Source organism: Ciceribacter lividus, assembly GCF_003337715.1.
GTDB classification, from domain to species: domain Bacteria; phylum Pseudomonadota; class Alphaproteobacteria; order Rhizobiales; family Rhizobiaceae; genus Allorhizobium; species Allorhizobium lividum.
In genome coordinates this window covers 27,563-48,856 of the sequence record NZ_QPIX01000011.1, presented here as the reverse complement: position 1 = coordinate 48,856, position 21,294 = coordinate 27,563, and the positions used below count along the sequence as shown (strand labels likewise).

Genomic DNA, 21,294 nt, shown 5'->3' with positions numbered 1-21,294 from the left:
GCGGAGGTCTCCGCTCCTCAGGCGCCGCCGAAGCGGCCGAGGCCGATCTCGGAGAGCTTGCCGTCCTTCCTCAGGACGAAGAGCGCGTCGAGCTGACGGGAAAGCGCGAATGCGACGCCCTTCTTCTCGCCGAGCACCATCAGCGCGGTTGCAAGCGCGTCGGCCTCCATGCAGGTGCGGGCAAGCACGGTGACGGAGGCGACCGGGTTCTTCACCGGCCGGCCTTCCGACGGATCGATGGTGTGCGAGACCATCTCGCCGTTCACCTCGGCGAAGTGCCGGTAATCCCCGGAGGTTGCAATCGCGCCGTCCTCCAGCGTCATGACGCCGAGGACATCGCGGTGCTCCCGGTCGGGTCGTTCGACGGCGACCGCCCAGGGCTCGCGCCCCGGCTTTTCGCCACGCGCCCGCATCTCGCCGTCGATGCCGACGAGGTAGGAGGTGATGCCGAAACGGTCGAGACAGCGCGCCATCTCGTCGACGCCGAAGCCCTTGGCGATGCCGCAGAGATCGAGCGTGAGAGGCATGTGCTTGCGCACACGCGAGGCGGCGACATCGAGTTCCAGCACATCGCCGGAACCCGGCCGGCCGCCGGAGGCCGGTGCCGAGACCGCATCGGTCGCCTGCCGTCCGCCGGGGCCGAAACCCCAGGCGTTGACGGCATCGCCGACGCCGATGTCGAAGGCGCCGCCGGAGAGCTTGCCGATGTGCAGCGCCGTCTTCAGGACCTCGAACATTTCCTGCGGCACCTCGACCCATGCGCCGACGGGTGCGCGGTTGAGGCGGGAGAGGTCGGACTCCGACTTCCAGTTCGACATCTGCCGGTCCACGGTGTCGACGGCGGCAAACAGCGCCGCGGGCAGGGCGGGATCGACGCGGTCCGGGCCGTAGAAGATCGCCGAATAGCGCGTGCCCATCGTCGTGCCGTTCAGCACGTGGCGGCGGGGGGCGTCCGCCGCGATAGTGTCAGTAGACGTCTTCGACATAGAGGCCTTGCTCCTTGAGGGTTCCGACGTCGAGGCCGAGGGGGTGGAGAACCTTTTCCAGTGCCGCGACGACGCCCTGGGCCATGTCCCTGCCGCCGCAGACCATGACCTGCGCACCACGGGAGATCATGTGGCGCAGCACGTCGGCATCGGCCGCGAGCTTGTGCTGTACGTAGGCGCGTTCTTCGCTGCGGGAGAAGGCGGTCCGAACACCGGAGAGGCGGCGGTCGGTGAGCCACATCCTGAGATCCTCGCGGTAGAGGAAGTCGGAATTCGGGCTGCGTCCGCCGAAGTAGAGGTGGATCGGACGCCGGCCGCTGTTGTTGCGAATAAAGCCGGTGAGCGGGCCGATGCCGGTGCCGGCCCCGATCAGGATCAGCGGTTCCTTGCCGCGGCGCGGACGGAAGGCGGGGTTCGGCTTGACGAAGGCCTCGATCGCGTCGCCGGGCCGCAGGCCGTGAAGGTAGCCGGAGCAGAGGCCGCCGGGCTGCTTGCGCACGCAGATTTCCAGAACGCCGTCCCGTGCGGAGCTGGCGAGCGAATAGAAGCGCGGCAGGTCGCTTCCGGGCGGCAGGATGCCGACCAGGTCGCCGGCATGAAAGCGCGGCAGGGACCGGCGGAAGAGTCGGGCGAGAAGGCCCTTTCTCTCTCCTTGGGCCGCGGCAAAGCGGAGCACCGAGGTCGGAGCCTGCACTTCAGTGCCGTAGTCGATGCGCTCGACGAGGACCATGCGGGCCGTCTTCGGGCGGGCGGCGACGTGGACGAGCGAAAGCGGCGTGTCGATGCGCTGGCCGATTTCATCACCCCAGCGGGCGAATTCCTGCGCCGACTGGCGGTCGATCGTGGCGATCGGCGCGAGCTGACGCCAGCCTTTGGCGACGAGGGTTTCCTCGACGTCGCGGGCGAAGCCGCAGAAACGGGGGAACTGGCGGTCGCCGAAGCCGAGGACGGCGACGGGAAACGCCGGAGCCGTCGTAATCGCCTCGAGCTTGTCGAGGAACTGGCGGGCCGAGGCGGGAGCGGCGCCGTCGCCATAGGTGGCGGCCAGCACGAACATCCGTTCGGCATGCTTGTAGGACTTGGCAAGGTCGTTCATGGCGCCGGTGTGGACCTTGTGACCGGCGGCGGTGAGCGCCTCGTGCAGGGTCTTGGCGAAGCCCCAGGTCGTGTTGCCCTCGCTGCCGACCAGGATCACCGTGTCGGCGGACTGCGCGCCGTGATTATCGGCGATCTTCGGGGTTGCGGCACGCCGCCGCCACCAGATCAGCACGCCCGTCGCGGCAAAGAAGGGAACTGCGAGCGCCGACGGACCGAGGAGGAGGGCGAACCACCACAGGCCCTGGCCCGTATGCAGCATGAAGATGGTCTCGTAGACCGTCTTCACCATGCCGTTCGGCATGTAGTTCAGAAGTTCGCCGGTCGCCTGGTCGACATAGCCCATGCCGTCGGCCGTCGTCAGCGTGAAGGCGTCGTTGAGGTCGCCCTGATAGGGAAAGCGCAGCTCCCGGAGATTGTCGATGCTCGTCGCCTTGAGCGGAGCGATGTCGCTGATCGCCATGGCTTCCGTGCCGGCGACGGCGTCGGGAAAGTCGGGTTCCGCGTCCGAACCGTCGGAGATCATGCCGAAGGTCGCGAGCGACATGTAGAGGCCGGTCAGGGCGGACACGGTGAGGCCGGGGAGCGCGAGGCGCCCGAGTTCGGCGTGCCAGCGCCTGATGCCGTCGCCGCGGATCGGCGAGAAGAGCTTGCGCCAGCCGCCGAGCCGGCTAGCAAGCAGCATGATGCCGGTGATGCTGAGCAGCAGCATCGCCGCGGCACCGACGCCGGCGGTCACGCGGCCGGCATTGCCCGCGAAGAAGCTGCGGTGCAGCTGCGTCACGGTCCGGGCGAAGCCCGAGGGCTCGTAAGGCTCGATCTTGTCGCCCGTCCGGGGATCGACGACATCGGCACCCGGAACGTCGCCTTCGAAATAGTAGACCACGACGGCGCCGGAGGGCTTGCGCTCGATGCGCTCGACGCCCGGATACTTCTCCGCCACCGCCTCGGCCAGACCGGCGACGCTGATCGCGGACGAGGACCCGGCCGACCGGGCATGTTCCCATGCGGGAAGGACGGCCAGCATTGCGCCCGTCGCTGCGATGACGGTGACGACGAGGGCGACGATCAGGCCCGGAATGGAATGGAGGTGACGGAGCATTGCGAGAGGTCCCGGTCTGTTACATGTTGTAGGTGAAGGCTTTCACGTAGCCGCGGCCCTTGACGGGCTTGCCGGCCCCGGCGGAGGTCAGCGGCACGGTCACGTCGGAGGGGTTCTCGCGCATGTCCTCGACGGCGGTATCGATGTGGATCTCGTAGCCGGCGTCGATCAGCGTGTCGGCGAGGTCGAGCGTGATCCCGAGCGTCTGTCCGCTGCCGACGCTGGCACCGGTGATGCCGTCGATCTCGGAGCGGTTGCCGCCGCTCAGCCGGCGCCAGTCGGTCAGGTGGCGGTAGTACTTGGACTTGCCGCCGGCCATCCACAGCGTGCCGGCATACTTTCCGGAAGCGTCGGTCACGTAGATGACGACATAGGCGCCGTTGCCGCCATAGCTCTTGAGCTGCGTCTTGAAGGTGACCTGGCGGGCCTCCGCCATGGCGGGGGTCGCGACGACGGCGGCGAGGGCAAGCGCGGATGCAATCTTGTTCATGTCTTGTCTCCAGTGATGGATCGTGAAGGGGTGATGGCGTGTGATGGCCGCGGGCAGGGGATGCCCGTTCCGCGGACCACCGAGGTGGCCCGCCGGCCGAAGAGGTAGAAAAGGGGAGCGGCTCGTTACTGGATGATCACTTTCGGCGTAGCCCCGGTCTTGAAGAGGCCGTTTGCCGGGGGCGTTGCCTTGATCGGGGTCGGAACCGCCTCGCTGGCGGCAGCGCCGCGGAGGCCGACGTGATCTTCGTCCTCCTCCTCTTCGCGATCGCCGTCATGGCTCTCGCGCTTGTGGTCGCGGAGGCTTTCGTTTTCCATTTCCACGATCTCGAGGCTCGAAGGATTGACCTTCACCTCGATCTGCCTGCCGGAGGCGTCGGTTGCGAAGATCTGGTAGCAACCGTCGTCGGTGCGGATCTTGCGGACGGTCCAGCCGCGCTCTTCCGCCATCTTCTGGATGACGTTTCGCGGCTGCCAGTCTGCCATGGGCACGTCGCAGTCTTCTTCGGCAAACGCGATGCCGCCGCCGAGACCGGCACAAAACAGGACGGCTGCAAGGGCGTGATATTTCATTCTCGGTGTCCTCTGACTATTGTCTGGCTGGAACATGCATCGTCATCCTGACAGCGACCTGAAAGGCGGAAACTTTTTCTTTCAGCTTGCTGTCAGCTTTGGCTGATAGCGCGTTCATGTAAATGCCAAGGTGGAAGAGGGCCGGGAATCGTGCGCGTGCTGCTGATAGAGGATGACGGTGGGCTGGGTGCGGCGGTGCGCGACCAGATTGCTGCCGACGGACATGTCGTCGACTGGGCGCGGCGTCTCGATCTTGCGGAGGACTACCTGCGCACGACCGGCTACGACCTCGTCCTGCTCGACCTGATGCTGCCGGACGGCCGGGGCATTCCCTTCCTGCGCATGCGGCGGGGTGGCGGCGATACGACGCCGGTCATCATCCTGACCGCGCTCGACCAGATCTCCGACCGTATCGAGGGGCTTGACGCCGGCGCTGACGACTATCTCGTGAAACCCTTCGACCTCAGCGAGCTCTCCGCCCGCGTGAAGGCGGTTGCCCGCCGCTATACCGGCAACCCCAATCCGCTCGTCGCCGTCGGCGAGCTGCAGGTCGACCTCGCCGCCCGCAGCGTGACCCGCAAAGGCAAGCCCGTGCCGCTGACGGCCCGCGAATGGGTACTCTTCGAGGCCTTCCTCCAGCATCCGGGCATGCTGCTGTCCAAGCCGCAGCTCGAAGAGCGGCTCTATTCCTTCGACGACGAGATCGAAAGCAATGCCATCGAGGTTTATGTGAGCCGGCTTCGCCGCAAGCTGGGGCATGACGTGGTCGAGACCGTGCGCGGCATGGGCTACCGGTTGCGCCAGTCATGAGGAAGCGGGCGAGCCTTCAACGACATCTCTCGCTCGGGCTCGCGATCGGCGTGAGCGTGATGTGGATCGCCGCGACAGCGGCGGCGGCGCTCATCGTGCGTGCGGAACTCGACGAGGTCTTCGACAGCGCCATGCAGGAGACCGCCCAGCGGCTCCTGCCGCTCGCGGTGATCGACATCATCGGCCAGGGCGACGAACGCCCGCCGCAACGGATACTCTCTATCCGCCATCACGACGAGCACCTGAACTATGTCGTGCGCGACGAGAACGGCAATGTCCTGATGCGATCGCACGATGCCGAGCTCAACATCTTCCCGCCCTTCGAAAAGACCGGCTTCTCGACCACCGAAACGCACCGGCTGTACTCGGAAGCGGCCGTGCGCGGCACCGTCACCATCACCATCGCCGAACCGCTCGGCGACCGGCTCAAGGCAACGCTCGATGCGGCGATGGCGCTCGCCCTGCCGCTCGGCGCCCTGATCCCGGCAAGCTTCGTCGGTGTATGGTGGCTGGTCAGGCGCAACATGCGGCCCGTCCATGTCTTCGGCGACCAGATCGAGCGGCGCGGCAGCGGCGATCTGACCCCCGTCGACACGGCCTCGCTGCCGCGCGAGATCACCCCGATCGCGGACGGCGTCAACCGGCTGATGGAACGGCTGAGGCGGGCGCTCGAAGCGGAGCGGACCTTCACCGCCAACAGCGCGCACGAGCTGCGCACGCCGATCGCCGCAGCCCTTGCGCAGACCCAGCGGCTGGTCGCCGAGGCGCCGCGGGGCCCGCTGCAGGACCGGGCCAGGGACATCGAGGGGGCACTGCATTCGCTCGCGCGTCTCGGGGAAAAGCTGATGCAGCTCGCCAAGGCGGAGGGCGGCGGGCTCATCGCCGCCAAGCCTCACAATCTGGTGCCCATTCTCTCGCTCGTCGCCAACGATTTCACCCGTGCCGCGGCGACCGCGGACCGGCTCGACCTTCATCTGCCGAAGGAGCCGGTGATGTCGCGCATGGATGCGGATGTCTTCGCGATCCTTGCACGCAACCTCATCGAGAACGGCCTGAAGCACGCCCCCGCAGACACCCGGGTCGAGGTCTCCCTGACGTCCGGACGGGTGTTTTCCGTCAGCAATGCCGGGCCGTCGGTCGCACCCGAGGTGCTGAAGACCCTGACGCGGCGCTTCGCGCGCGGTGAAACCTCGGCCGACGGAACCGGGCTCGGCCTGGCGATTGCCGAATCCATCGCCGCCGGCGCCGGCGCCCGGCTCGAACTGCTGTCGCCGGCAAGCGGCCGGGAGGACGGGTTCGAGGCGAGGGTCTATCTCGAGGAATCCTGACAGGCCAGACTCCGCGTAGCGAGTCCCGAGGGCCAGTCTCCAGAGCATTTCCGACTAATTCGGGGTCGGTTCTGTTTCTCGATTGGTGCGTGCGATCCGGTGGTGAGCCGGTCGCGGCGCGATGCCCGCCATCGGGCAAGACCGGATCGCTGGATATGCTCTTCGCGTCTTCGCTTGGTCCTGCGGCAAAATCGCTCCGTCAGAACGACTCCGAATTGGCCGGAAATGCTCCAGCGCCCGGGTTGTCCTGCCGGCCCGGGTGATCGCTTTCGGCGATTGTACCGTTCTGAATTTCAGGGTACGCTAAAATACGTTCAGATTTCGAAATTGTGAGCGCCGTCTGTTCGGTATTGCGGGAGGAGAAAATGGCCTATCACGTCGACAATCGCCAGGTACGCGTACCCGGCAAGAAGCCAGTCTATGACGTCTCCGAATATTGCCGGCGCAACGGCATCGACAAGGCCGAAGCCCGCAAGCTTGTGAAGGCGCTCGGCCAGTTCGCGACCCACCAGGAGCTGACGATGAACGCCGTGGCTCGCCCGCCGAAATACCGGTGAGCCCGGAGCGTCTCGCGCCTGCGGAGGGTGCTTCTCAGAGCGCGTCGAGTTCGGCGCGGTGCCTTTGCATTGCCAGGAAGCGGGCGAAGTCGCGATCATAAAGCGATCTCGTCGCCGGATTGGGACGTATGACAGTGACGGGCCGCGCCATGGCCACACCCGCTTCCGCCAGCGTGGAAAAAAGGCCGGCGGCGGTCGCGGCATTCATCGCCGTGCCGAGAAGGACGGCGTCCTCGCCGCGGGTAACGGCGATCTCGAGCCGAGTGACATCGGCATAAAGTTCGACGAGAAGCGGATTCCTGACATGCCCGCCGGTCAGGTGCAGCCGTTCCGGCCTGAAGCCGCTCGTTTCCAGCGTCTCCAGGATCTGGCGCAGGCCGAGCGCGATCGACACGCATGCCCGCCAGTAGATCCGGCACAAACCGTCGAACGAGGCATCGAGGGTCAATCCGGCGATCGTGCCCGTCAGCCGGTCGTCCGCAAACGGCGACCGGTTTCCGTGAAAGTCGGGAAGAATGTTGATCCGCTCGCCGAAGCGCGCACCTTCTTCCGCGCGCATCTCCATGATGCGCGCGATCACCCGCTGGTGGGCGGCCGTCGTCGCACCGCCGCCCTCGGCATGGGCGAGCAACAGATGGCCGAGGAGCCCGCCCGTCGCCGATTGCCCCGCCTCGACCAGCCACTGGCCCGGAAAGATCGCCTCGAAGAAAGGCCCCCAAATGCTACGCCCGAACCGTGGCTCGGGTGCAAAGGCGACGAGGCAGCTCGACGTGCCGGCAATCAGCGCGGCCTGCCGCGACAGATCGCCGGGATCAGCTGCCACCGGGCCGAGGACACCCAAGGCGCCGGCATAGGCGTCCACCATGCCGGCGGCGACCGCGATGCCGGGATCGAGACCCATTTCAGCCGCCGCCCAGGGCGACAGCACGCCGACCGGGCGGCCGACGGCAACGCCTTGCTCCGGCAACCCTCCGCGGGCGACGAGATCATCAAGGCCGATCGCCGAGAAAAAGTCCGGCTTCCAACCCTTTCCCTCGTGGGCGAGATAGTTCCATTTGGCCGTCAGCGTACATAGCGAGCGGGCAGGGGAGCCGGTCGCGCGCCAGGTGAGGAAGTCCGCGAGGTCGAAGAAGAGCCCGGCGCTCGCCCAGAGATCCGGCCTCTGCCGTTTCAGCCACATGAGCTTCGGCACCTGCATTTCCGGCGACATGACCTCGCCGCAATGGGCAAGCGCCGGATGGCTGGTGCGGGTGCATTCTTCCGCCTCCGCCGAGGCACGGTGATCGAGCCAGGACATGGTATCAAAAACGATGCCGTCTTCCTCGGCCAGCGCGATCTTCGAACCGTTTTCCGCGCGCAGCACCAACGAACAGGTGGCGTCGAAGCCGACCGACGCAACCTGCCCGGCCGTTATGCCGGAGGCGGCGAGCGCCCCGGCTACCGCCTTGCAGCTCGCCTGCCAGATGTCTTCGGAATCGTGTTCCCCACGCTCGGCACCCGGCCGGCGGAGCAGGATCGGGCATTCGCGCCGCGCCAGCAGGTTTCCCGCCGCATCGAAGACGCCGGCCCGCGCGCTGGCGGTCCCCACATCGACCGCAATCACGTGATCGCGCATTCTGGCCTGTTTCCGTCCCTATTCTTTTGCGACAAGGTGGATCAAATCGGCCATGGCGTCAAACGTGGCGTCGGGTGCCAGTGCTTCGAGTGCCCCCCGATGGGACGCGAAATGCGCGTGCGAGCCGCCGGTGAAGGCGAAGACCGTCATGCCGGCCGCCTTGGCAGCCTCGATGCCCGCCGGGCTGTCCTCGATCACGATGCAGTCGGACGGTCGGCGCCCCATCTGTCCGGCGGCATAGAGGAAGAGGTCGGGCGCGGGCTTGCCACGGGCGACCATCGCCGCGCTGAAGATGTTCGGGGCGAAGCGGTCGAGGAGCCCGGTGACCGTGAGCGACAGGCGGATGCGTTCCATGTGGCTCGACGAGGCGACGCACCAGCCGATGCCATGGGCCTCCAGCGCCTCTAACGTTTCTGCGATGCCGGGGATCGGGCGAAGATCCGCCCTGAAACGGGCAAAGAGGTCCTGGCGCAGCCGTTCGAGGAAGGCCTCGTCCATGTCGAGGCCGAACTCCTGACGGGCGGCGGCAATGACGGTGGAGAGGCTCCGCCCGAGAAACCGGCGATAGGCGCCGGCCTCGTCGATCAGCACGCCGGCGCGTGCGAAGGAGGCGACGAGCACCTCGATCGAAATCGGCTCGCTGTCGACGAGGACGCCGTCGCAATCGAAGATGACGAGCCTCTTCGCCTCCATCATCGGATCTCCCTCTTCCGTTCAGGCGAGCTTATCGTCGAGATATTTCTGCAGGGTTGCCGCCGTTCCATCTTCCCGCAGGCTCGCGAGCGCTCCGGTGAAGCGCAGGACGAAACGCGGATTTGTCCCGACGTCGCCGAAGATGTCGCCGAGGGCGAGGAAGGCCTTCGGATCCTGCCGGGCGGCGAGCGCGGCCGCCTGGAGCCGGTCGGCATTGACGTCGTTGAAGATGATCGCCTTGCCACTGTCTGAAACACCTTCGAAATACCGACACCAGAGGGCCGAGACGAGGGCGAGGCCGACGACGTCGAGCCCCTTGGCCAGGCGGTCGGCGGTCGAGGGAAGGATGAATTTCGGCTGGCGGTTCGATCCGTCCTGGGCGAGCCGCGGGATCGTGTCGCCGATCTTCGGATTGGCGAAGCGACGCTCGATCAGCGCGTAGTAGTCGGCAAGGCTGGTGCCCGGAACCGGTGGTACGACGGGGATGATCTCCTCGTTTTCGAGCTTGGCGAGGAAGCCGCGGATCAGCGGGTTCTCCATCGCCTCGTGGACGTAGTGGATATCCATCAGCGCCGCCGGGTAGGCGATCGCCGCGTGTCCGCCGTTCAGGATGCGAAGCTTCATCAGCTCGTAGGGCGCGACGTCCGGCACGAAGGTGACGCCCACCTCTTCGAGCGCCGGGCGGCCGAGCGGGAACCTGTCCTCCAGCACCCACTGCTTGAACTCCTCGCAGAAGACCGGCCAGCCGTCCTCGATGCCGTAGGTGTCGCGGGCGATCGCAATCTCCCGTTCGCCGGTCGCCGGCGTGATCCGGTCGACCATCGCATTCGGGAAGGCGACGTTTTGATGGATCCAGTGGGCAAAGTCGGCGTCGGAGAGCCTGGCGAGTCCGCAGACGGTCGCCTCCGTCACCTCGCCATTGCCGGGGATGTTGTCGCAGCACATGACGGTGAACGGCGGAAGACCCGCGGCGCGGCGGGCTTTCAGCCCCGCGATGATGAGGCCGAACACGGTCTTCGGATGGTCGGGATCGGCCGCATCGGCGGTGATCGCCGGATGGGTGGGGTCGAACTTGCCGGTCGCCGGGTCGATGAAGTAGCCGCCCTCGGTGATCGTCATGGAGACGATGCGGATTGCCGGGTCGGCCAGCGTCGCGACGATCCGGTCGAAATCGGGCGCCGTGATGATGTCCACCATCGGGCCGGTGACGGTCGCGGCGGAGCGGGCGACATCCTGTTCAACGACGGTGGTCAGGAAATCCTGCGCCTTCAACGTATCCCGCATCTTCCGGTCCGACGGCATTACGCCGGCGCCGATGATCGCCCAGTCGAGATCGCGCCCGCGATTGAAGAGCTCGTGAAGGTAGACGGCCATGTGGGCACGGTGGAAGTTGCCCACGCCGAAATGCACGATGCCGGCCTTCAGGCTCGCCCTGTCATAGGCGGGAACGGAGGCCCTCGCTGAAATGGCGGACAGGTTGGCGAGCGAGAGTTTGAAGGTCATGGGGAAGTCCTCGAATTGACGTGCCGGCCAAGCGTTCAGCTCATCCAGTTGCCGCCGTCGACATTGTAGGTCTGGGCGACGATGTAGTCGGCCTCGGGAGTGGCGAGGAAGACCGCCATGCCGGTCAGGTCTTCGGCCCTCCCCATCCGCCCGAAGGGGACGGCCTCTCCGACCAGCTTCTTCTTCTCGCCCCGCGAGCGGTTCTCGTATTTCGCAAAGAGGGCGTCGACGCCGTCCCAGTGCTCGCCGTCGACGACGCCGGGGGCGATCGCGTTGACGTTGATGCCGTGCTTGATGAGGTCGAGCCCGGCCGACTGCGTCAGCGAGATGACCGCGGCCTTGGTGGCACAGTAGACGGCGACGAGCGCCTCGCCACGGCGGCCCGCCTGGCTTGCCATGTTGATGATCTTGCCGCCCTTTCCTCTGGCGATCATCGACTTCGCCGCCGCCTGCAGCATGAAGAGCGTGCCGGCGACGTTGATCGATAAGAGTCGGTCGAAGCTTTCGCGGCTGATCTCGACGATCGGCGCAAGGTCGAAAAGGGCGGCGTTGTTGACGAGAATGTCGAGTCCGCCGGCGCGATCCTCGACGGCCTTCACCGCGGCATCGATGGAGGCCTGGTCGGTCACATCGAGGCGGACGGCATAGGCGGCAGGGCCGATCTCTTCGGCGGTGCGTGTCGCACGATCGAGGTCGATGTCGGCGATTGCGACCGTTGCCCCTTCGCGGACATAGGCCTCTGCGAAGGCACGGCCGATGCCGCGGGCCGAGCCGGTGATCAGGGCCGACTTGCCTTGAAGTCGTCCCGTCATAGGGCAAGTCCCTTCGCATCGAACTTGTGGAGATGGCCGGGCTCGGGGGTGACGAAGACCTCGTCGCCATGTCGGACTGGCACGTCGCCGCCGGTGCGGGTGGTGAGCGTGCCGATGCCCGGAACGTCGACGTGCAGGAAAGTGTCGGAGCCGAGATGCTCGGCCACCGTGACCTTGCCCTTCCAGCGACCTGTCTCGGTCGAAAGGGTGAGGTGCTCCGGGCGGATGCCGACCGTATGTGCGCCTTCGTCGGTCGCCGTCCGGCCGGAGATCAGGTTCATCTTCGGAGAGCCGATGAAGCCGGCGACGAAGATATTGGCAGGCCGGCGATAGAGGTCGAGCGGAGAGCCGACCTGTTCGATGCGGCCCTTGTTGAGCACGACGATCTTGTCGGCCATGGTCATCGCCTCGACCTGGTCGTGGGTGACGTAGATCGAGGTGGCGCCAAGCTTGTGGTGGAGTTCGGTGATTTCGAGGCGCATGGCGACACGCAGCGCGGCATCGAGGTTGGAGAGCGGCTCGTCGAAAAGGAAGCAGCGCGGCGAACGGACGATCGCACGGCCGATCGCGACACGCTGGCGCTGGCCGCCGGAAAGGGCGCGGGGCTTGCGGTCGAGGTAGTCCCCGAGGTTGAGGATGCGGGCGGCTTCCTCGACCTTGCGGTCGATTTCGGCCTTGTCGACGTTCGCCATCTTCAGCGGGAAGCCGATATTGGAGCGCACGCTCATATGCGGGTAGAGGGCGTAGGACTGGAAGACCATGGCGAGCCCGCGCCGTGCCGGCGCTGTCGCCGTCTCGTCCTTGCCGTCGATGATGATCCTGCCGCCGCTCGCATCCTCGAGCCCGGCGATCAGCCGCAGCAGCGTGGACTTGCCGCAGCCCGAGGGGCCCACGAAGACGACGAACTCGCCGTCGTTGATTTCGAGATCGATCGAGGGGATGACCGCGTGCTCGCCGAAGGATTTGGAGAGCTGTTCCAGTCTGATGCTTCCCATGATGGTCGTTCCTTACTTGACGGCGCCGAAGGTCAGCCCGCGTACCAGTTGCCTTTGACTGAACCAGCCGAGAATGACGATCGGCGCGATGGCGAGCGTCGACGCGGCCGAGAGCTTGGCCCAGAACAGGCCTTGCGGGCTCGAGAAGGAGGCGATGAAGGCGGTGAGCGGCGCGGCGTTGGTGGTGGTCAGCCGGATGGTCCAGAAGGACTCGTTCCAGGCGAGAATGATGTTGAGGAGCAGCGTCGAGGCGATGCCGGGAACCGCCATCGGCGTCAGCACGTAGACGATCTCGCCGAAGAGCGTCGCCCCGTCCATGCGGGCCGCCTCGAGGATCTCGCCGGGGATTTCCCGGAAATAGGTGTAGAGCATCCAGACGACGATCGGCAGGTTGATCAGCATCAGCATGATCGTGAGACCGATGCGGGTGTCGAGCAGACCGAAATCCCGGAAGAGGAGATAGATCGGGACGAGGACTGCGACGGCCGGCATCATCTTGGTGGAGAGCATCCACATCAGGATGTCCTTCGTCCGTTTCGTCGGCGAGAAGGCCATCGCCCAGGCGGCGGGAATGCCGACGAGAAGGGCAAGCAGCGTCGAGCCGACCGAGAGCACGACCGAGTTCATGAAGGGCTTCAGGTAGTCGCGCTGGGTCTGGACCGTCACGTAGCTTTCGAGCGTGAAGGAGGGCACGAGGTCGAAACCCTGGATCGCCTCGGTCTCGGTCTTCAGGCTGGTGATGATCGTGTAGAGGATCGGAAAGAAGATCAGCAGCGCGACGACCCAGGCGAGGGCAGTGACGGCGATCTTGCGGCGAGTGGTGATACTGCGTGCCATGGTCGTCTCCTCAGCGGTCGAGATTCTTGCCGACGGCGCGCATCAGGAAGAAGGCGACGACGTTGGCGAGTACGACGGCGATGATGCCCCCGGCCGAGGCGCCGCCGACGTCGTAGCCGAGGAGCGCGGTGCGGTAGATCAGGAAGGCGAGATTGGTGGAAGCGTAGCCCGGACCGCCGTTCGTCGTGACCAGGATTTCCGCGTAAACCCCGAGCAGGAAGATCGTCTGGATCAGGATGACCACGGTGATCGCGCGGGCGAGATGCGGCAGCGTCAGATAGATGAACTGGTTCAGCGCATTTGCGCCGTCCATTTCGGCGGCCTCCTTCTGCTCGGTATCCATCGACTGGAGCGCGGTGAGCAGGATGAGGGTGGCGAAGGGCAGCCACTGCCAGGCGACGATGATGACGATCGACACCAGCGGATACTGCGCGAACCAGTCGACCGGCGTGAGCCCGAGCGCCCGGTTGATGTCGGCGAGCACGCCGTAGCCCGGATGCATGATCATGTTCTTCCAGACGAGGGCGGCGACTGGCGGCATCACGAAGAACGGCGAAATGACCATGATCCGCACCAGTCCCTGGCCGAAGATCGGCTGGTCGAGCAGAAGCGCCACCGCGATCCCGCCGATGACGGTGACGAGGAGCACACCGCCGACGATCAGAAGCGTGTTCCAGAGTGACTGGAAGAAGGCCGGGTCGGTATAGAAATAGCGGTAGTTGAAGAGACCCGCGAAGCTGACATTGGCCGGGTTCAGGAGATTGTAGTTCTGGAACGAGAACCAGAGCGTCATCGCCAGCGGCACGATCATCCAGATCAGCAGGAGCCCGACTGACGGCGCCATCATCATGCGCGCCAATCCTCGTGTGTTTTCCGTTGCCATGGCGCAGCCACCCTGAATTCCGAGGGAGAGGGCAGGCCCTGTCCGTCGGTTCGTTGATCCTCGATCGGGCTGTTCTCCCCCGCGAGCGGGGGAGAACGGTGCCGATGTCCGCGCCGCCCGGACCGCAATCCGGGCGGCGTTGCTTTCGGGAGGTCGAATTACTTGATGTAACCGGCGCGGGTCATTTCGCGCTCGGTGAGGCTCTGCGCCTGGGCAAGCGCATCATCCACCGACATCTGGCCGGCGAGTGCTGCCGAGAAGAGCTGGCCGACCGAGGTGCCGAGGCTCTGGAACTCGGGGATCGCCACGAACTGGACGCCGACATAGGGCACCGGCTTGACGCTCGGGTTCTTCGGGTCGGCCGCGTTGATGGAGTCGAGCGTCATCTTCGCGAAGGGCGCCGCCTTCTGGTATTCCGGGTTCTCGTAGAGCGAGGTGCGGGTGCCGGGAGGAACGTTCGCCCAGCCTTCCTTGGAAGCGACGAGATCGAGATAGCCCTTGCCGGTCGCCCAGGCGATGAACTTTTCCGCGGCTTCCGCCTTCTGCGAGCCTGCCGGGATCGCGAGGTTCCAGGCCCAAAGCCAGTTGCCGCGCTTGCCGAGACCGGTATCCGGGGCGAGGGCGAAGCCGACCTTGTCGGCGACGGTCGAATCCTTCGGATTGGTGACGAAGGACGCAGCCACCGTGGCGTCGATCCACATGCCGCACTTGCCCTGCTGGAAGAGGGCGAGGTTCTCGTTGAAGCCGTTCGAGGAGGCGCCCTGCGGGCCGGCGTCGTTCATCAGCTTGACGTAGAAGTCGAGCGTGTTCTTCCATTCCGGCTGGTCGAACTGCGGCTTCCAGTTTTCGTCGAACCAGCGGGCGCCGAAGGCGTTGGCGGTCGCCGTCAGGAAAGCCATGTTCTCGCCCCAGCCGGCCTTGCCGCGCAGGCAGATGCCGTTGATGCCGTTCTCACGGTAGGTCATCTTGCGCGCCGCATCGGCCACGAAGTCCCAGGTCGGGGCGTCCGGCATAGTGAGCCCGGCCTTCTCCATCAGATCCTTGCGGTACATGACCATCGAGCTTTCGCCGTAGAAGGGTGCAGCATAGAGCTTGCCGTCGTCGCCGGTGAGACCCGAGCGGATCGCCGGCAGCAGGTCGTTGACGTCATAGTCGGCGCCGAGATTGTCGAGCGGCAGCAGCCAGCCCTGCTTGGCCCAGATCGGAACCTCGTAGGTGCCGATGGTCATGATGTCGTACTGGCCGCCCTTGGTAGCGATGTCGGTCGTCACGCGCTCGCGCAGCACGTTTTCCTCGAGCGTGACCCACTCGACCTTAATGTCGGGGTTCTTGCTGGTGAAGTCGTCCGTCAGCCCCTGCATGCGGATCATGTCGCCGTTGTTCACGGTCGCGATCGTCAGCGTCTCGGCCGAGGCGATCCCGGCGAGAGCAAGGGCCGAGCAGGCGCCCAGCAACAAGGTCTTCAATGTCATGTCTTCCTCCCAAAATGAGCATTTGCGCTGTTGATGGGCAAATACTCACTTTGGTGACGAGAAATGTCAATGCAGATTCCATGCTGCAGTGCCGCACGGATCGGTCAACCCGTTGCCGGGACATGAGGATTTTTCCCTGCAGGCATGGGTGGAGGGTGCCCGGAAAAGAGGCTCCTCACCTGCCCGGCGTGGGTCAGGTGCCGAGTTGAGTCCCGAAGATCTGCAGGATGACGGTCAGCGTCAGCACCGTTACCAGCAGCGAAAGGATGATCGCGACGGAGGTCTCCTCACCGAAATAGCCGTAGCGGCTGGCGAACACATAGGCGCCCGCGCCGATCGGCTGGGCCGCCATGACGACCGCGGTCGCAAACCAGATGTCGACGCCGGTTCCGACCAGTGCAAGCAGGACCGCCAGCGTGACAACCGGCTGCAGGACGATCTTGATCAGGGCGGTCGGGCCGACCCATCCGAACTTGGCGGAAAGCGCCTTCCTGGAGATCGGGATGCGGGCGAGCCCGAGACCGAGGGCGAAAAGCGCGGTCGACCCGGCGGCATTCGCGAGGAACTGGGTGAACGACACGGCGACACCCGGCAGGGGAATGCGCAGGAGCGCAAAGGCCGCGCCCGCGAGCACCGCCAGCGTGAGCGGATTCTTGAGCGTCGTCGTCAGGGCACGCTTCAGGCTGGAGAGCAGTCCGACATTCGTCCGGCCGGCGATGTCGTGGGTGACGATGACGGTCATGATCGCCGGGATGTTGTGGAGGATGGTGGCAATCGCCGCCGGCACCGCCGCCTGCGGGCCGAAGGCGGCGACGAGGATCGGAATGCCCATGTAGCCGGTCGTTCCGTAGCACGACGCCATGCCGACGAGCGAGGATTGCGGCGAGCGGACACCGCGCGTCCAGGCAAGCACGTTGCCGGCGACATAGGCCGCGGCGATGCCAGCGAGGGTGGCGAGCACGAAGCGCCACTGCGCGAGGTCGTTCGGATCGGCACGCGCGACCGCGAGGAAGAGCAGCGCCGGAAGGGCGATGTAGAGGACGTACTCGTTGATCAGCTTTTCGGCTTCCGCGCTGAACTGGTTCCGGCGACCGAAGAGATAGCCGACCAGGATGACGAGGAAGACCGGGATGACGATCTCAATCATGCAACTCATGCCTTTTTTGGTTCGTCGGAAACCGGCCGCCGCGATAACGCGACGGCCGGATGAAGCGGGCGGTCAGGCGGCGACCGGCCGGGCGCCGCGGCCGTCGAGGAACTGTCGGGCCATGGTGTAGACCCGGTCGGAGAACAGCACGTCGTCGTCATAGAAGGTCTCGACCATCCGGCGCAGCGCGCGGTACTCGAAGGCCTTCCTCACGGTGACCTCGTGCATCAGCCCTTCGAGATGGTCGCGGAAACCGGTGGCCATCTCCGAAATGCTGCCCTGGTCGTTGACGCCGAGGTCATGGAAGAGCCGCTCGAGCGTCGGCATGTGCAGGCCGATGCGGTTCAGGAAGTAGCGCGACGCGCTGCTCGCGCCGAGATAGTCGGGAATATTGGTGACCCCCATGTTTTCGCAGTCGACGATATGGCCGCTCGCCGGACGGAAGAGGCTCGGCACCAGAAGGAAAGTCTCCTCGGCGAGCCGCGCCGTTTCCGAAACGGTCTCGTCGTTCAGGTCGCCGCCGGTGATGTGGATGTTCTTCTCGGCGAAGATCTTGCACAGAAGCTCGATGGCCGGCAGGCCGGACCGGTTACCGAACTCGGCGAACCCGCCCTCGATCAGGTTGAAGCCGTGGTAGATCGAGGCGAGCGCGTTCTGGAGGCCGAAACCGCGGTCGTTGTGGGCATGCAGGCAGAAATTGGTTTCCGGGTAGTCGTGGCGCAGGTTCGCCGCGAGCACCGCCATCGCCTCGGGATAGATCGTCCCGAGGGAATCGTTGATCCGAACGGTCTCGATCCCCAGTGCCCGCGACCGGTCGATCTGCCGCGTGATGTTGGCGTATGCCGCTTCGCCGATCTCGCCGCCGAAATTGTTGAGGAGGGAGACGCGGAGGCTGTCGAAGCCGAGGCGGCGGAACCGGTCGACCGTTTTCTCGAACAGGTCGTGCTCGCTGTCATGGGTGATCATGCCGAAGCTGATGGTGACGTGCCGGCGCAGCGCCTCGGGAAACCGCTCGAACTGCACCATCAGCGGTTCGAAGCAGTTGAGCAGCAGGATGAAGGAGAACTTCTGCCCGTCTATCGTATGCTCTCCTTCGAGCCTTGCCAAGACGGCGGCGAGATCGTCCGGATCGTCGGGACCGCTCCCGAAGACCAGATCCCGCACGCCGGACTTCATGATGCTGCGGATCAACGGCAGCTTGTCGATGGTCGGGATGGAGAACATGCAGCGTTCAGCCCCTTCGCGCAGGGTCTCGTCGAGCACGCCGTCAATGCTGAAGTTCGAGAAACGCGGCTTGTGGCCAGCCGGAAATGTCATTCCCATGATGGGCTCCTTGGCTATGTAACGTTCGGTGGTGCGATCGAAACCATCCTCCCGCATGAAGGGTATTGCGCATTGCAGCATGACGAAAATGAATTATGCTGCGCCAATATGCGAAAGAGGCATTACGATGATCGATTTGCGCAGGCTGACGCTCGAACAGATAAGGGCTTTCGTCGCGGTGGCCGAACACCAAAGCTTCACGAATGCCGCACGATCGCGGATGCGCACGCAGACGGCGCTCACGCGGCAGATCAGGAGCATGGAGGACGCGCTCGGCGAGCGCCTGCTCAAGCGTTCGCGTGGCCATGTCGAAGGGCTGACCGACGCCGGCCAGCGGCTTCTGCCCTTCGCGCTGAAGATCCTTGCCACCGTGGACGACGCCTGGACGAACCTGCAACGCCCCTCCGTCTCCGGCAGCATCCGGGTCGGCATCATGGATGATATCGACGTCGGCTGGCTGAACGAGCTCGTCAGCCGGTTCAAGGCGAGCCATCCCGACTGCGACGTCCGCGCGATCTCGGACTTCTCCGCCCGGCTGGAACGGCGTCTCGAAAACGGTGAGGTCGACATCGCGCTCATCAAGCAGCTCGTCCAGGCCGACGCCGTTCCGTCCGCGGGCGTTCTGCGGCGGGAGGCGCTGGTCTGGGCCGCCGGTCCCGGGTTCCGCCCCGACCCGGAACAGCTCCTGCCGCTCGTCGTCTTCCACGAGGGATGCGCCTACCGCCGCCACCTTTTGGAGAGCCTCGAGGACGAGGGCATCCGCTCGCAGGTGGTCTACGAAGGCCAGAGCTATGCGAATGTGCTCGCCGCCGTCCGGGCCGGCTTCGGCATCACCGCACTCGCGGAGAGCCAGGTCGAGGGGGGAGGGCTTCTGCGGCTGCAGAGGCTCGGCGAGGTGGAACTGGCCGAACTCGGCATGGTCGAGATCGTGCTTCGCCAGACCGCCGGCCGGTCGAACGCGGCCTTGAAGGCCTTCGCGCGGGCGATCGAGCATCACGTGCCGGAAGGCGCAGCCTCCACCGTCTCCGGTTTCCCGCCTTCGGTTTCACAGTTCATCGGCCGTCCGGCTCCGGGCGGGCAGAGCCTCGCGCCGTAGCCGGCGCCGACTGCCTCCGCGGCACAGACGAAAAGACCCCGCGGCAGGAGAGAGCCGCGGGGTCTCGCCCCGAAGGTCCGCGGCAGGGGGCGTGCCGTAACCTTGGGAGAAGGGATGCTTCAGACGGTCAGTTCGCGCCGTTCGAGCTCGGTCACCATGGCGAGATCGAGGATCTTCTGCAGGTTGGCGGCGTGGCGGAAATTCGGCTCCTGACCGCGCCCCTCCTGGATCGCCGCGATGAACTTCTGGTAGTTGGTGGCGACCGGATCGACCGCGATCTCCTTCCACACCGCGAGTTCGACATCCTCCTGCAGGCAGGCCCGCAGAACCGAACGATCCGGCCGGTGGATGACCTCGAGCGCGCCCTTGTCGCCGTGAATGCGCAGCCTCAATTCGTTGAGGTGGCCCGTCGCCCAGCGGCTTGCGTGGATCACGCCCATCGCACCATTGGTGAACTCGGCCGTCATCGTGAAGCTGTCATTGGCGTCGAGATCGTATTCGCCGATCCTGTTGCCGGGCGCCTTCTCGAAGGTCTTCAGCCGCGCGAAGATGTGGTCGATATCGGTCGCTGCACCGTAACCGGCGAAATCGAGGATGTGGATGCCGACATCGCCGAGCACGCCGTTGGAGCCGTGCTTCGTCGAGAGACGCCAGAGCCACTGGCTCTCCGTCGACCAGTCGCCCCAGGCCTTGGAGACGAGCCAGCTCTGGAGATAGGAGGCCTCGATGTGGCGCACCTTGCCGATCTCGCCGGCGAGCACCATCTGGCGTGCCTTCTGCACCTGCGCGACGTTGCGGTAGGTGAGGTTCACGACGTTGACGAGGCTGGCGCGTTCGGCGGCCGTCGCCATCTCGTCGGCCTTGCCGTAGGTCTCGGCGAGCGGCTTTTCGCACATCACGTGCTTGCCGGCGGCAATCAGGGGAAGCGTCGTCGGATAGTGGGCGCGATCCGGCGTGACGTTGGTCACGGCATCGAACTCGCCCCAGGCAAGGGCTTCCTCCAGCGAGGTGAAGGTGTTCGGGATGTCGTGGCGGGCGGCGAAGGCACGCGCCTTCGCGAGATCGACGTCGACCGCGGCGACGAGCTGGACATCCGGGATCGTCGCGAAGTTCATGGCGTGGGTATTGGCCATGCCGCCGGTTCCGAGGACGAGGAGACGAACGGGCGCCATCAGCGGTATCCTTCCTCGTCGGCCTTGTGGAGCTTCGGGCCGCGTTCGGTGATCGGTTCGAGCGCCTTGTCGACCGGCACGTTCGGCGCCTCGTGGATACCGGCGAACGCCGGCTGCGGATTGTAGGCCCAGCGGACGGCGTTTTGAATCACCTTCTGCACCGTCGCGTCGTGATAGGTGGGGTAGGTTTCGTGACCGGGCCGGAAGTAGAAGATGTTGCCGGCACCGCGCCGCCAGGTGAGACCCGAACGGAAGACCTCGCCGCCGGCGAACCACGAGATGAAGACCGTTTCCAGCGGCTCCGGCACGGAGAAGAACTCGCCGTACATCTCCTCGTTCTCCAGCACGAAGTTTTCCGGGACGCCGGCGGCGATCGGATGGCCCGGATTGACCGTCCAGATGCGCTCGCGCTCGCCTGCTTCGCGCCATTTCAGGGCGCAGGGCGTGCCCATCAGCCGCTTGAACGGCTTGGAAAAGTGTCCGGAATGCAGGACGATGAGCCCCATGCCTTCCCATACGCGCCTGGCAACGCGCTCGACCACTTCGTCCTCCACCGCGCCGTGATCCTTGTGCCCCCACCAGACGAGCACGTCCGTTTCCTCAAGCCGCGCCTCGGTCAGCCCGTGCTCTGGTTCCTGCAGGGTCGCCGTGGACGCGGTGATCGCGTCGTCCGCGTTCAGCGCCGCGGCAATGGTCGTATGCATTCCGTCCGGGTAGATCGAGCGCACCACCTCGTTGACGCGCTCATGGATATTCTCTCCCCAGACAACTGTCCTGATCGTCACGTGACTTCTCCTTGTTCCCGG

Annotated in this window: 20 protein-coding genes; 4 read left to right on the top strand and 16 right to left on the bottom strand. The window is 65.6% G+C overall.

What is annotated here, in order from left to right; genetic code table 11:
- Positions 1 to 17 precede the first annotated feature (17 nt).
- From DFR48_RS18055 to DFR48_RS18040, 4 genes are all read right to left on the bottom strand, one after another.
- The gene (locus DFR48_RS18055; RefSeq protein WP_210206013.1) at positions 18 to 986 is read right to left on the bottom strand and encodes an FAD:protein FMN transferase; all 969 of its coding nucleotides are present in this window, start codon (positions 984 to 986) and stop codon (positions 18 to 20) included.
- Complete coding sequence (locus DFR48_RS18050) at positions 967 to 3,183, bottom strand: PepSY domain-containing protein (RefSeq protein ID WP_114364613.1); 2,217 nt, start codon at positions 3,181 to 3,183, stop codon at positions 967 to 969. Before DFR48_RS18050 ends, DFR48_RS18055 begins: the two co-directional genes overlap by 20 nt.
- 19 nt (positions 3,184 to 3,202) lie before the next feature.
- The gene (locus tag DFR48_RS18045; RefSeq protein WP_114364612.1) at positions 3,203 to 3,673 is read right to left on the bottom strand and encodes a DUF2271 domain-containing protein; all 471 of its coding nucleotides are present in this window, start codon (positions 3,671 to 3,673) and stop codon (positions 3,203 to 3,205) included.
- 125 nt (positions 3,674 to 3,798) lie between these two features.
- On the bottom strand, positions 3,799 to 4,245 hold the full coding sequence (locus tag DFR48_RS18040; protein ID WP_114364611.1) for a PepSY domain-containing protein: 447 nt from the start codon (positions 4,243 to 4,245) through the stop codon (positions 3,799 to 3,801).
- A gap of 150 nt (positions 4,246 to 4,395) precedes the next feature.
- Here DFR48_RS18040 and DFR48_RS18035 point away from each other — a divergent pair, with 150 nt between their 5' ends.
- The 3 genes from DFR48_RS18035 (at position 4,396) to DFR48_RS18025 (ending at position 6,940) form a co-directional block, all read left to right on the top strand.
- The gene (locus DFR48_RS18035; protein WP_114364610.1) at positions 4,396 to 5,055 is read left to right on the top strand and encodes a response regulator transcription factor; all 660 of its coding nucleotides are present in this window, start codon (positions 4,396 to 4,398) and stop codon (positions 5,053 to 5,055) included.
- Positions 5,052 to 6,383 carry an ATP-binding protein gene (locus DFR48_RS18030; protein ID WP_114364609.1) on the top strand — a complete coding sequence of 444 codons (1,332 nt, stop codon included), beginning with the start codon at positions 5,052 to 5,054 and terminating at the stop codon, positions 6,381 to 6,383. Before DFR48_RS18035 ends, DFR48_RS18030 begins: the two co-directional genes overlap by 4 nt.
- Before the next feature lie 365 nt (positions 6,384 to 6,748).
- Complete coding sequence (locus DFR48_RS18025; protein ID WP_114364608.1) at positions 6,749 to 6,940, top strand: hypothetical protein; 192 nt, start codon at positions 6,749 to 6,751, stop codon at positions 6,938 to 6,940.
- A gap of 34 nt (positions 6,941 to 6,974) precedes the next feature.
- Here DFR48_RS18025 and DFR48_RS18020 read toward each other — a convergent pair whose 3' ends face one another.
- The 10 genes from DFR48_RS18020 to DFR48_RS17970 all read right to left on the bottom strand — a co-directional run bounded on the left by DFR48_RS18020 (position 6,975) and on the right by DFR48_RS17970 (position 18,220).
- On the bottom strand, positions 6,975 to 8,555 hold the full coding sequence (locus tag DFR48_RS18020) for an FGGY-family carbohydrate kinase (RefSeq protein ID WP_114364607.1): 1,581 nt from the start codon (positions 8,553 to 8,555) through the stop codon (positions 6,975 to 6,977).
- An 18-nt stretch (positions 8,556 to 8,573) separates the two neighbouring features.
- Positions 8,574 to 9,248: an HAD family hydrolase gene (locus DFR48_RS18015; protein WP_425359269.1), complete on the bottom strand. Its 675-nt coding sequence runs from the start codon at positions 9,246 to 9,248 to the stop codon at positions 8,574 to 8,576.
- A gap of 21 nt (positions 9,249 to 9,269) precedes the next feature.
- A complete protein-coding gene (locus DFR48_RS18010; protein WP_114364605.1) occupies positions 9,270 to 10,751 on the bottom strand; it encodes a mannitol dehydrogenase family protein in 1,482 nt (493 codons plus the stop codon).
- Between the two features lie 35 nt (positions 10,752 to 10,786).
- The gene (locus DFR48_RS18005) at positions 10,787 to 11,563 is read right to left on the bottom strand and encodes an L-iditol 2-dehydrogenase (RefSeq protein ID WP_114364604.1); all 777 of its coding nucleotides are present in this window, start codon (positions 11,561 to 11,563) and stop codon (positions 10,787 to 10,789) included.
- Positions 11,560 to 12,558, bottom strand: a complete 999-nt coding sequence (locus DFR48_RS18000) for an ABC transporter ATP-binding protein (RefSeq protein WP_114364603.1) — start codon at positions 12,556 to 12,558, stop codon at positions 11,560 to 11,562. Before DFR48_RS18000 ends, DFR48_RS18005 begins: the two co-directional genes overlap by 4 nt.
- Before the next feature lie 12 nt (positions 12,559 to 12,570).
- Complete coding sequence (locus DFR48_RS17995; RefSeq protein WP_114364602.1) at positions 12,571 to 13,395, bottom strand: carbohydrate ABC transporter permease; 825 nt, start codon at positions 13,393 to 13,395, stop codon at positions 12,571 to 12,573.
- Positions 13,396 to 13,405: 10 nt separating this feature from the next.
- Positions 13,406 to 14,278: a carbohydrate ABC transporter permease gene (locus tag DFR48_RS17990; RefSeq protein WP_114364601.1), complete on the bottom strand. Its 873-nt coding sequence runs from the start codon at positions 14,276 to 14,278 to the stop codon at positions 13,406 to 13,408.
- Between the two features lie 158 nt (positions 14,279 to 14,436).
- Positions 14,437 to 15,750 (bottom strand): ABC transporter substrate-binding protein, encoded by a 1,314-nt coding sequence (locus DFR48_RS17985; protein WP_114364600.1) that lies wholly within the window; start codon positions 15,748 to 15,750, stop codon positions 14,437 to 14,439.
- A gap of 193 nt (positions 15,751 to 15,943) precedes the next feature.
- Positions 15,944 to 16,897 (bottom strand): AEC family transporter, encoded by a 954-nt coding sequence (locus tag DFR48_RS17980; RefSeq protein WP_114364700.1) that lies wholly within the window; start codon positions 16,895 to 16,897, stop codon positions 15,944 to 15,946.
- Positions 16,898 to 16,969: 72 nt separating this feature from the next.
- The gene (locus tag DFR48_RS17970) at positions 16,970 to 18,220 is read right to left on the bottom strand and encodes a beta/alpha barrel domain-containing protein (RefSeq protein ID WP_210206012.1); all 1,251 of its coding nucleotides are present in this window, start codon (positions 18,218 to 18,220) and stop codon (positions 16,970 to 16,972) included.
- 127 nt (positions 18,221 to 18,347) lie between these two features.
- On the opposite strand from DFR48_RS17970, the gene DFR48_RS17965 reads away from it, so the two are divergent.
- Positions 18,348 to 19,316 carry a LysR family transcriptional regulator gene (locus tag DFR48_RS17965; RefSeq protein ID WP_170141922.1) on the top strand — a complete coding sequence of 323 codons (969 nt, stop codon included), beginning with the start codon at positions 18,348 to 18,350 and terminating at the stop codon, positions 19,314 to 19,316.
- Positions 19,317 to 19,435: 119 nt separating this feature from the next.
- Here the strand turns inward: DFR48_RS17965 and DFR48_RS17960 are convergent, their stop codons facing one another.
- Both DFR48_RS17960 and DFR48_RS17955 read right to left on the bottom strand, forming a co-directional pair.
- Positions 19,436 to 20,488, bottom strand: coding sequence for a Gfo/Idh/MocA family protein (locus tag DFR48_RS17960; RefSeq protein ID WP_114364598.1), 1,053 nt, complete (start codon positions 20,486 to 20,488; stop codon positions 19,436 to 19,438).
- On the bottom strand, positions 20,488 to 21,273 hold the full coding sequence (locus tag DFR48_RS17955) for a ThuA domain-containing protein (protein ID WP_114364597.1): 786 nt from the start codon (positions 21,271 to 21,273) through the stop codon (positions 20,488 to 20,490). The genes DFR48_RS17960 and DFR48_RS17955 overlap by 1 nt, the downstream gene beginning before the upstream one ends.
- Positions 21,274 to 21,294 lie beyond the last annotated feature (21 nt).

What these genes read in the sequence shown, in the direction of transcription:
- DFR48_RS18020 (WP_114364607.1), bottom strand. Translation starts at nt 8,555, where the DNA reads ATGCGCGATCACGTGATTGCGGTCGATGTGGGGACCGCCAGCGCGCGG.
- DFR48_RS18055 (WP_210206013.1), bottom strand. Translation starts at nt 986, where the DNA reads ATGTCGAAGACGTCTACTGACACTATCGCGGCGGACGCCCCCCGCCGC.
- DFR48_RS18030 (WP_114364609.1), top strand. Translation starts at nt 5,052, where the DNA reads ATGAGGAAGCGGGCGAGCCTTCAACGACATCTCTCGCTCGGGCTCGCG.
- DFR48_RS17990 (WP_114364601.1), bottom strand. Translation starts at nt 14,278, where the DNA reads ATGGCAACGGAAAACACACGAGGATTGGCGCGCATGATGATGGCGCCG.
- DFR48_RS17980 (WP_114364700.1), bottom strand. Translation starts at nt 16,897, where the DNA reads ATGATTGAGATCGTCATCCCGGTCTTCCTCGTCATCCTGGTCGGCTAT.
- DFR48_RS17995 (WP_114364602.1), bottom strand. Translation starts at nt 13,395, where the DNA reads ATGGCACGCAGTATCACCACTCGCCGCAAGATCGCCGTCACTGCCCTC.
- DFR48_RS18045 (WP_114364612.1), bottom strand. Translation starts at nt 3,673, where the DNA reads ATGAACAAGATTGCATCCGCGCTTGCCCTCGCCGCCGTCGTCGCGACC.
- DFR48_RS18010 (WP_114364605.1), bottom strand. Translation starts at nt 10,751, where the DNA reads ATGACCTTCAAACTCTCGCTCGCCAACCTGTCCGCCATTTCAGCGAGG.
- DFR48_RS18025 (WP_114364608.1), top strand. Translation starts at nt 6,749, where the DNA reads ATGGCCTATCACGTCGACAATCGCCAGGTACGCGTACCCGGCAAGAAG.
- DFR48_RS18040 (WP_114364611.1), bottom strand. Translation starts at nt 4,245, where the DNA reads ATGAAATATCACGCCCTTGCAGCCGTCCTGTTTTGTGCCGGTCTCGGC.
- DFR48_RS17970 (WP_210206012.1), bottom strand. Translation starts at nt 18,220, where the DNA reads ATGGGAATGACATTTCCGGCTGGCCACAAGCCGCGTTTCTCGAACTTC.
- DFR48_RS17965 (WP_170141922.1), top strand. Translation starts at nt 18,348, where the DNA reads ATGATCGATTTGCGCAGGCTGACGCTCGAACAGATAAGGGCTTTCGTC.
- DFR48_RS18000 (WP_114364603.1), bottom strand. Translation starts at nt 12,558, where the DNA reads ATGGGAAGCATCAGACTGGAACAGCTCTCCAAATCCTTCGGCGAGCAC.
- DFR48_RS17960 (WP_114364598.1), bottom strand. Translation starts at nt 20,488, where the DNA reads ATGGCGCCCGTTCGTCTCCTCGTCCTCGGAACCGGCGGCATGGCCAAT.
- DFR48_RS18015 (WP_425359269.1), bottom strand. Translation starts at nt 9,248, where the DNA reads ATGGAGGCGAAGAGGCTCGTCATCTTCGATTGCGACGGCGTCCTCGTC.
- DFR48_RS18005 (WP_114364604.1), bottom strand. Translation starts at nt 11,563, where the DNA reads ATGACGGGACGACTTCAAGGCAAGTCGGCCCTGATCACCGGCTCGGCC.
- DFR48_RS18050 (WP_114364613.1), bottom strand. Translation starts at nt 3,183, where the DNA reads ATGCTCCGTCACCTCCATTCCATTCCGGGCCTGATCGTCGCCCTCGTC.
- DFR48_RS17985 (WP_114364600.1), bottom strand. Translation starts at nt 15,750, where the DNA reads ATGACATTGAAGACCTTGTTGCTGGGCGCCTGCTCGGCCCTTGCTCTC.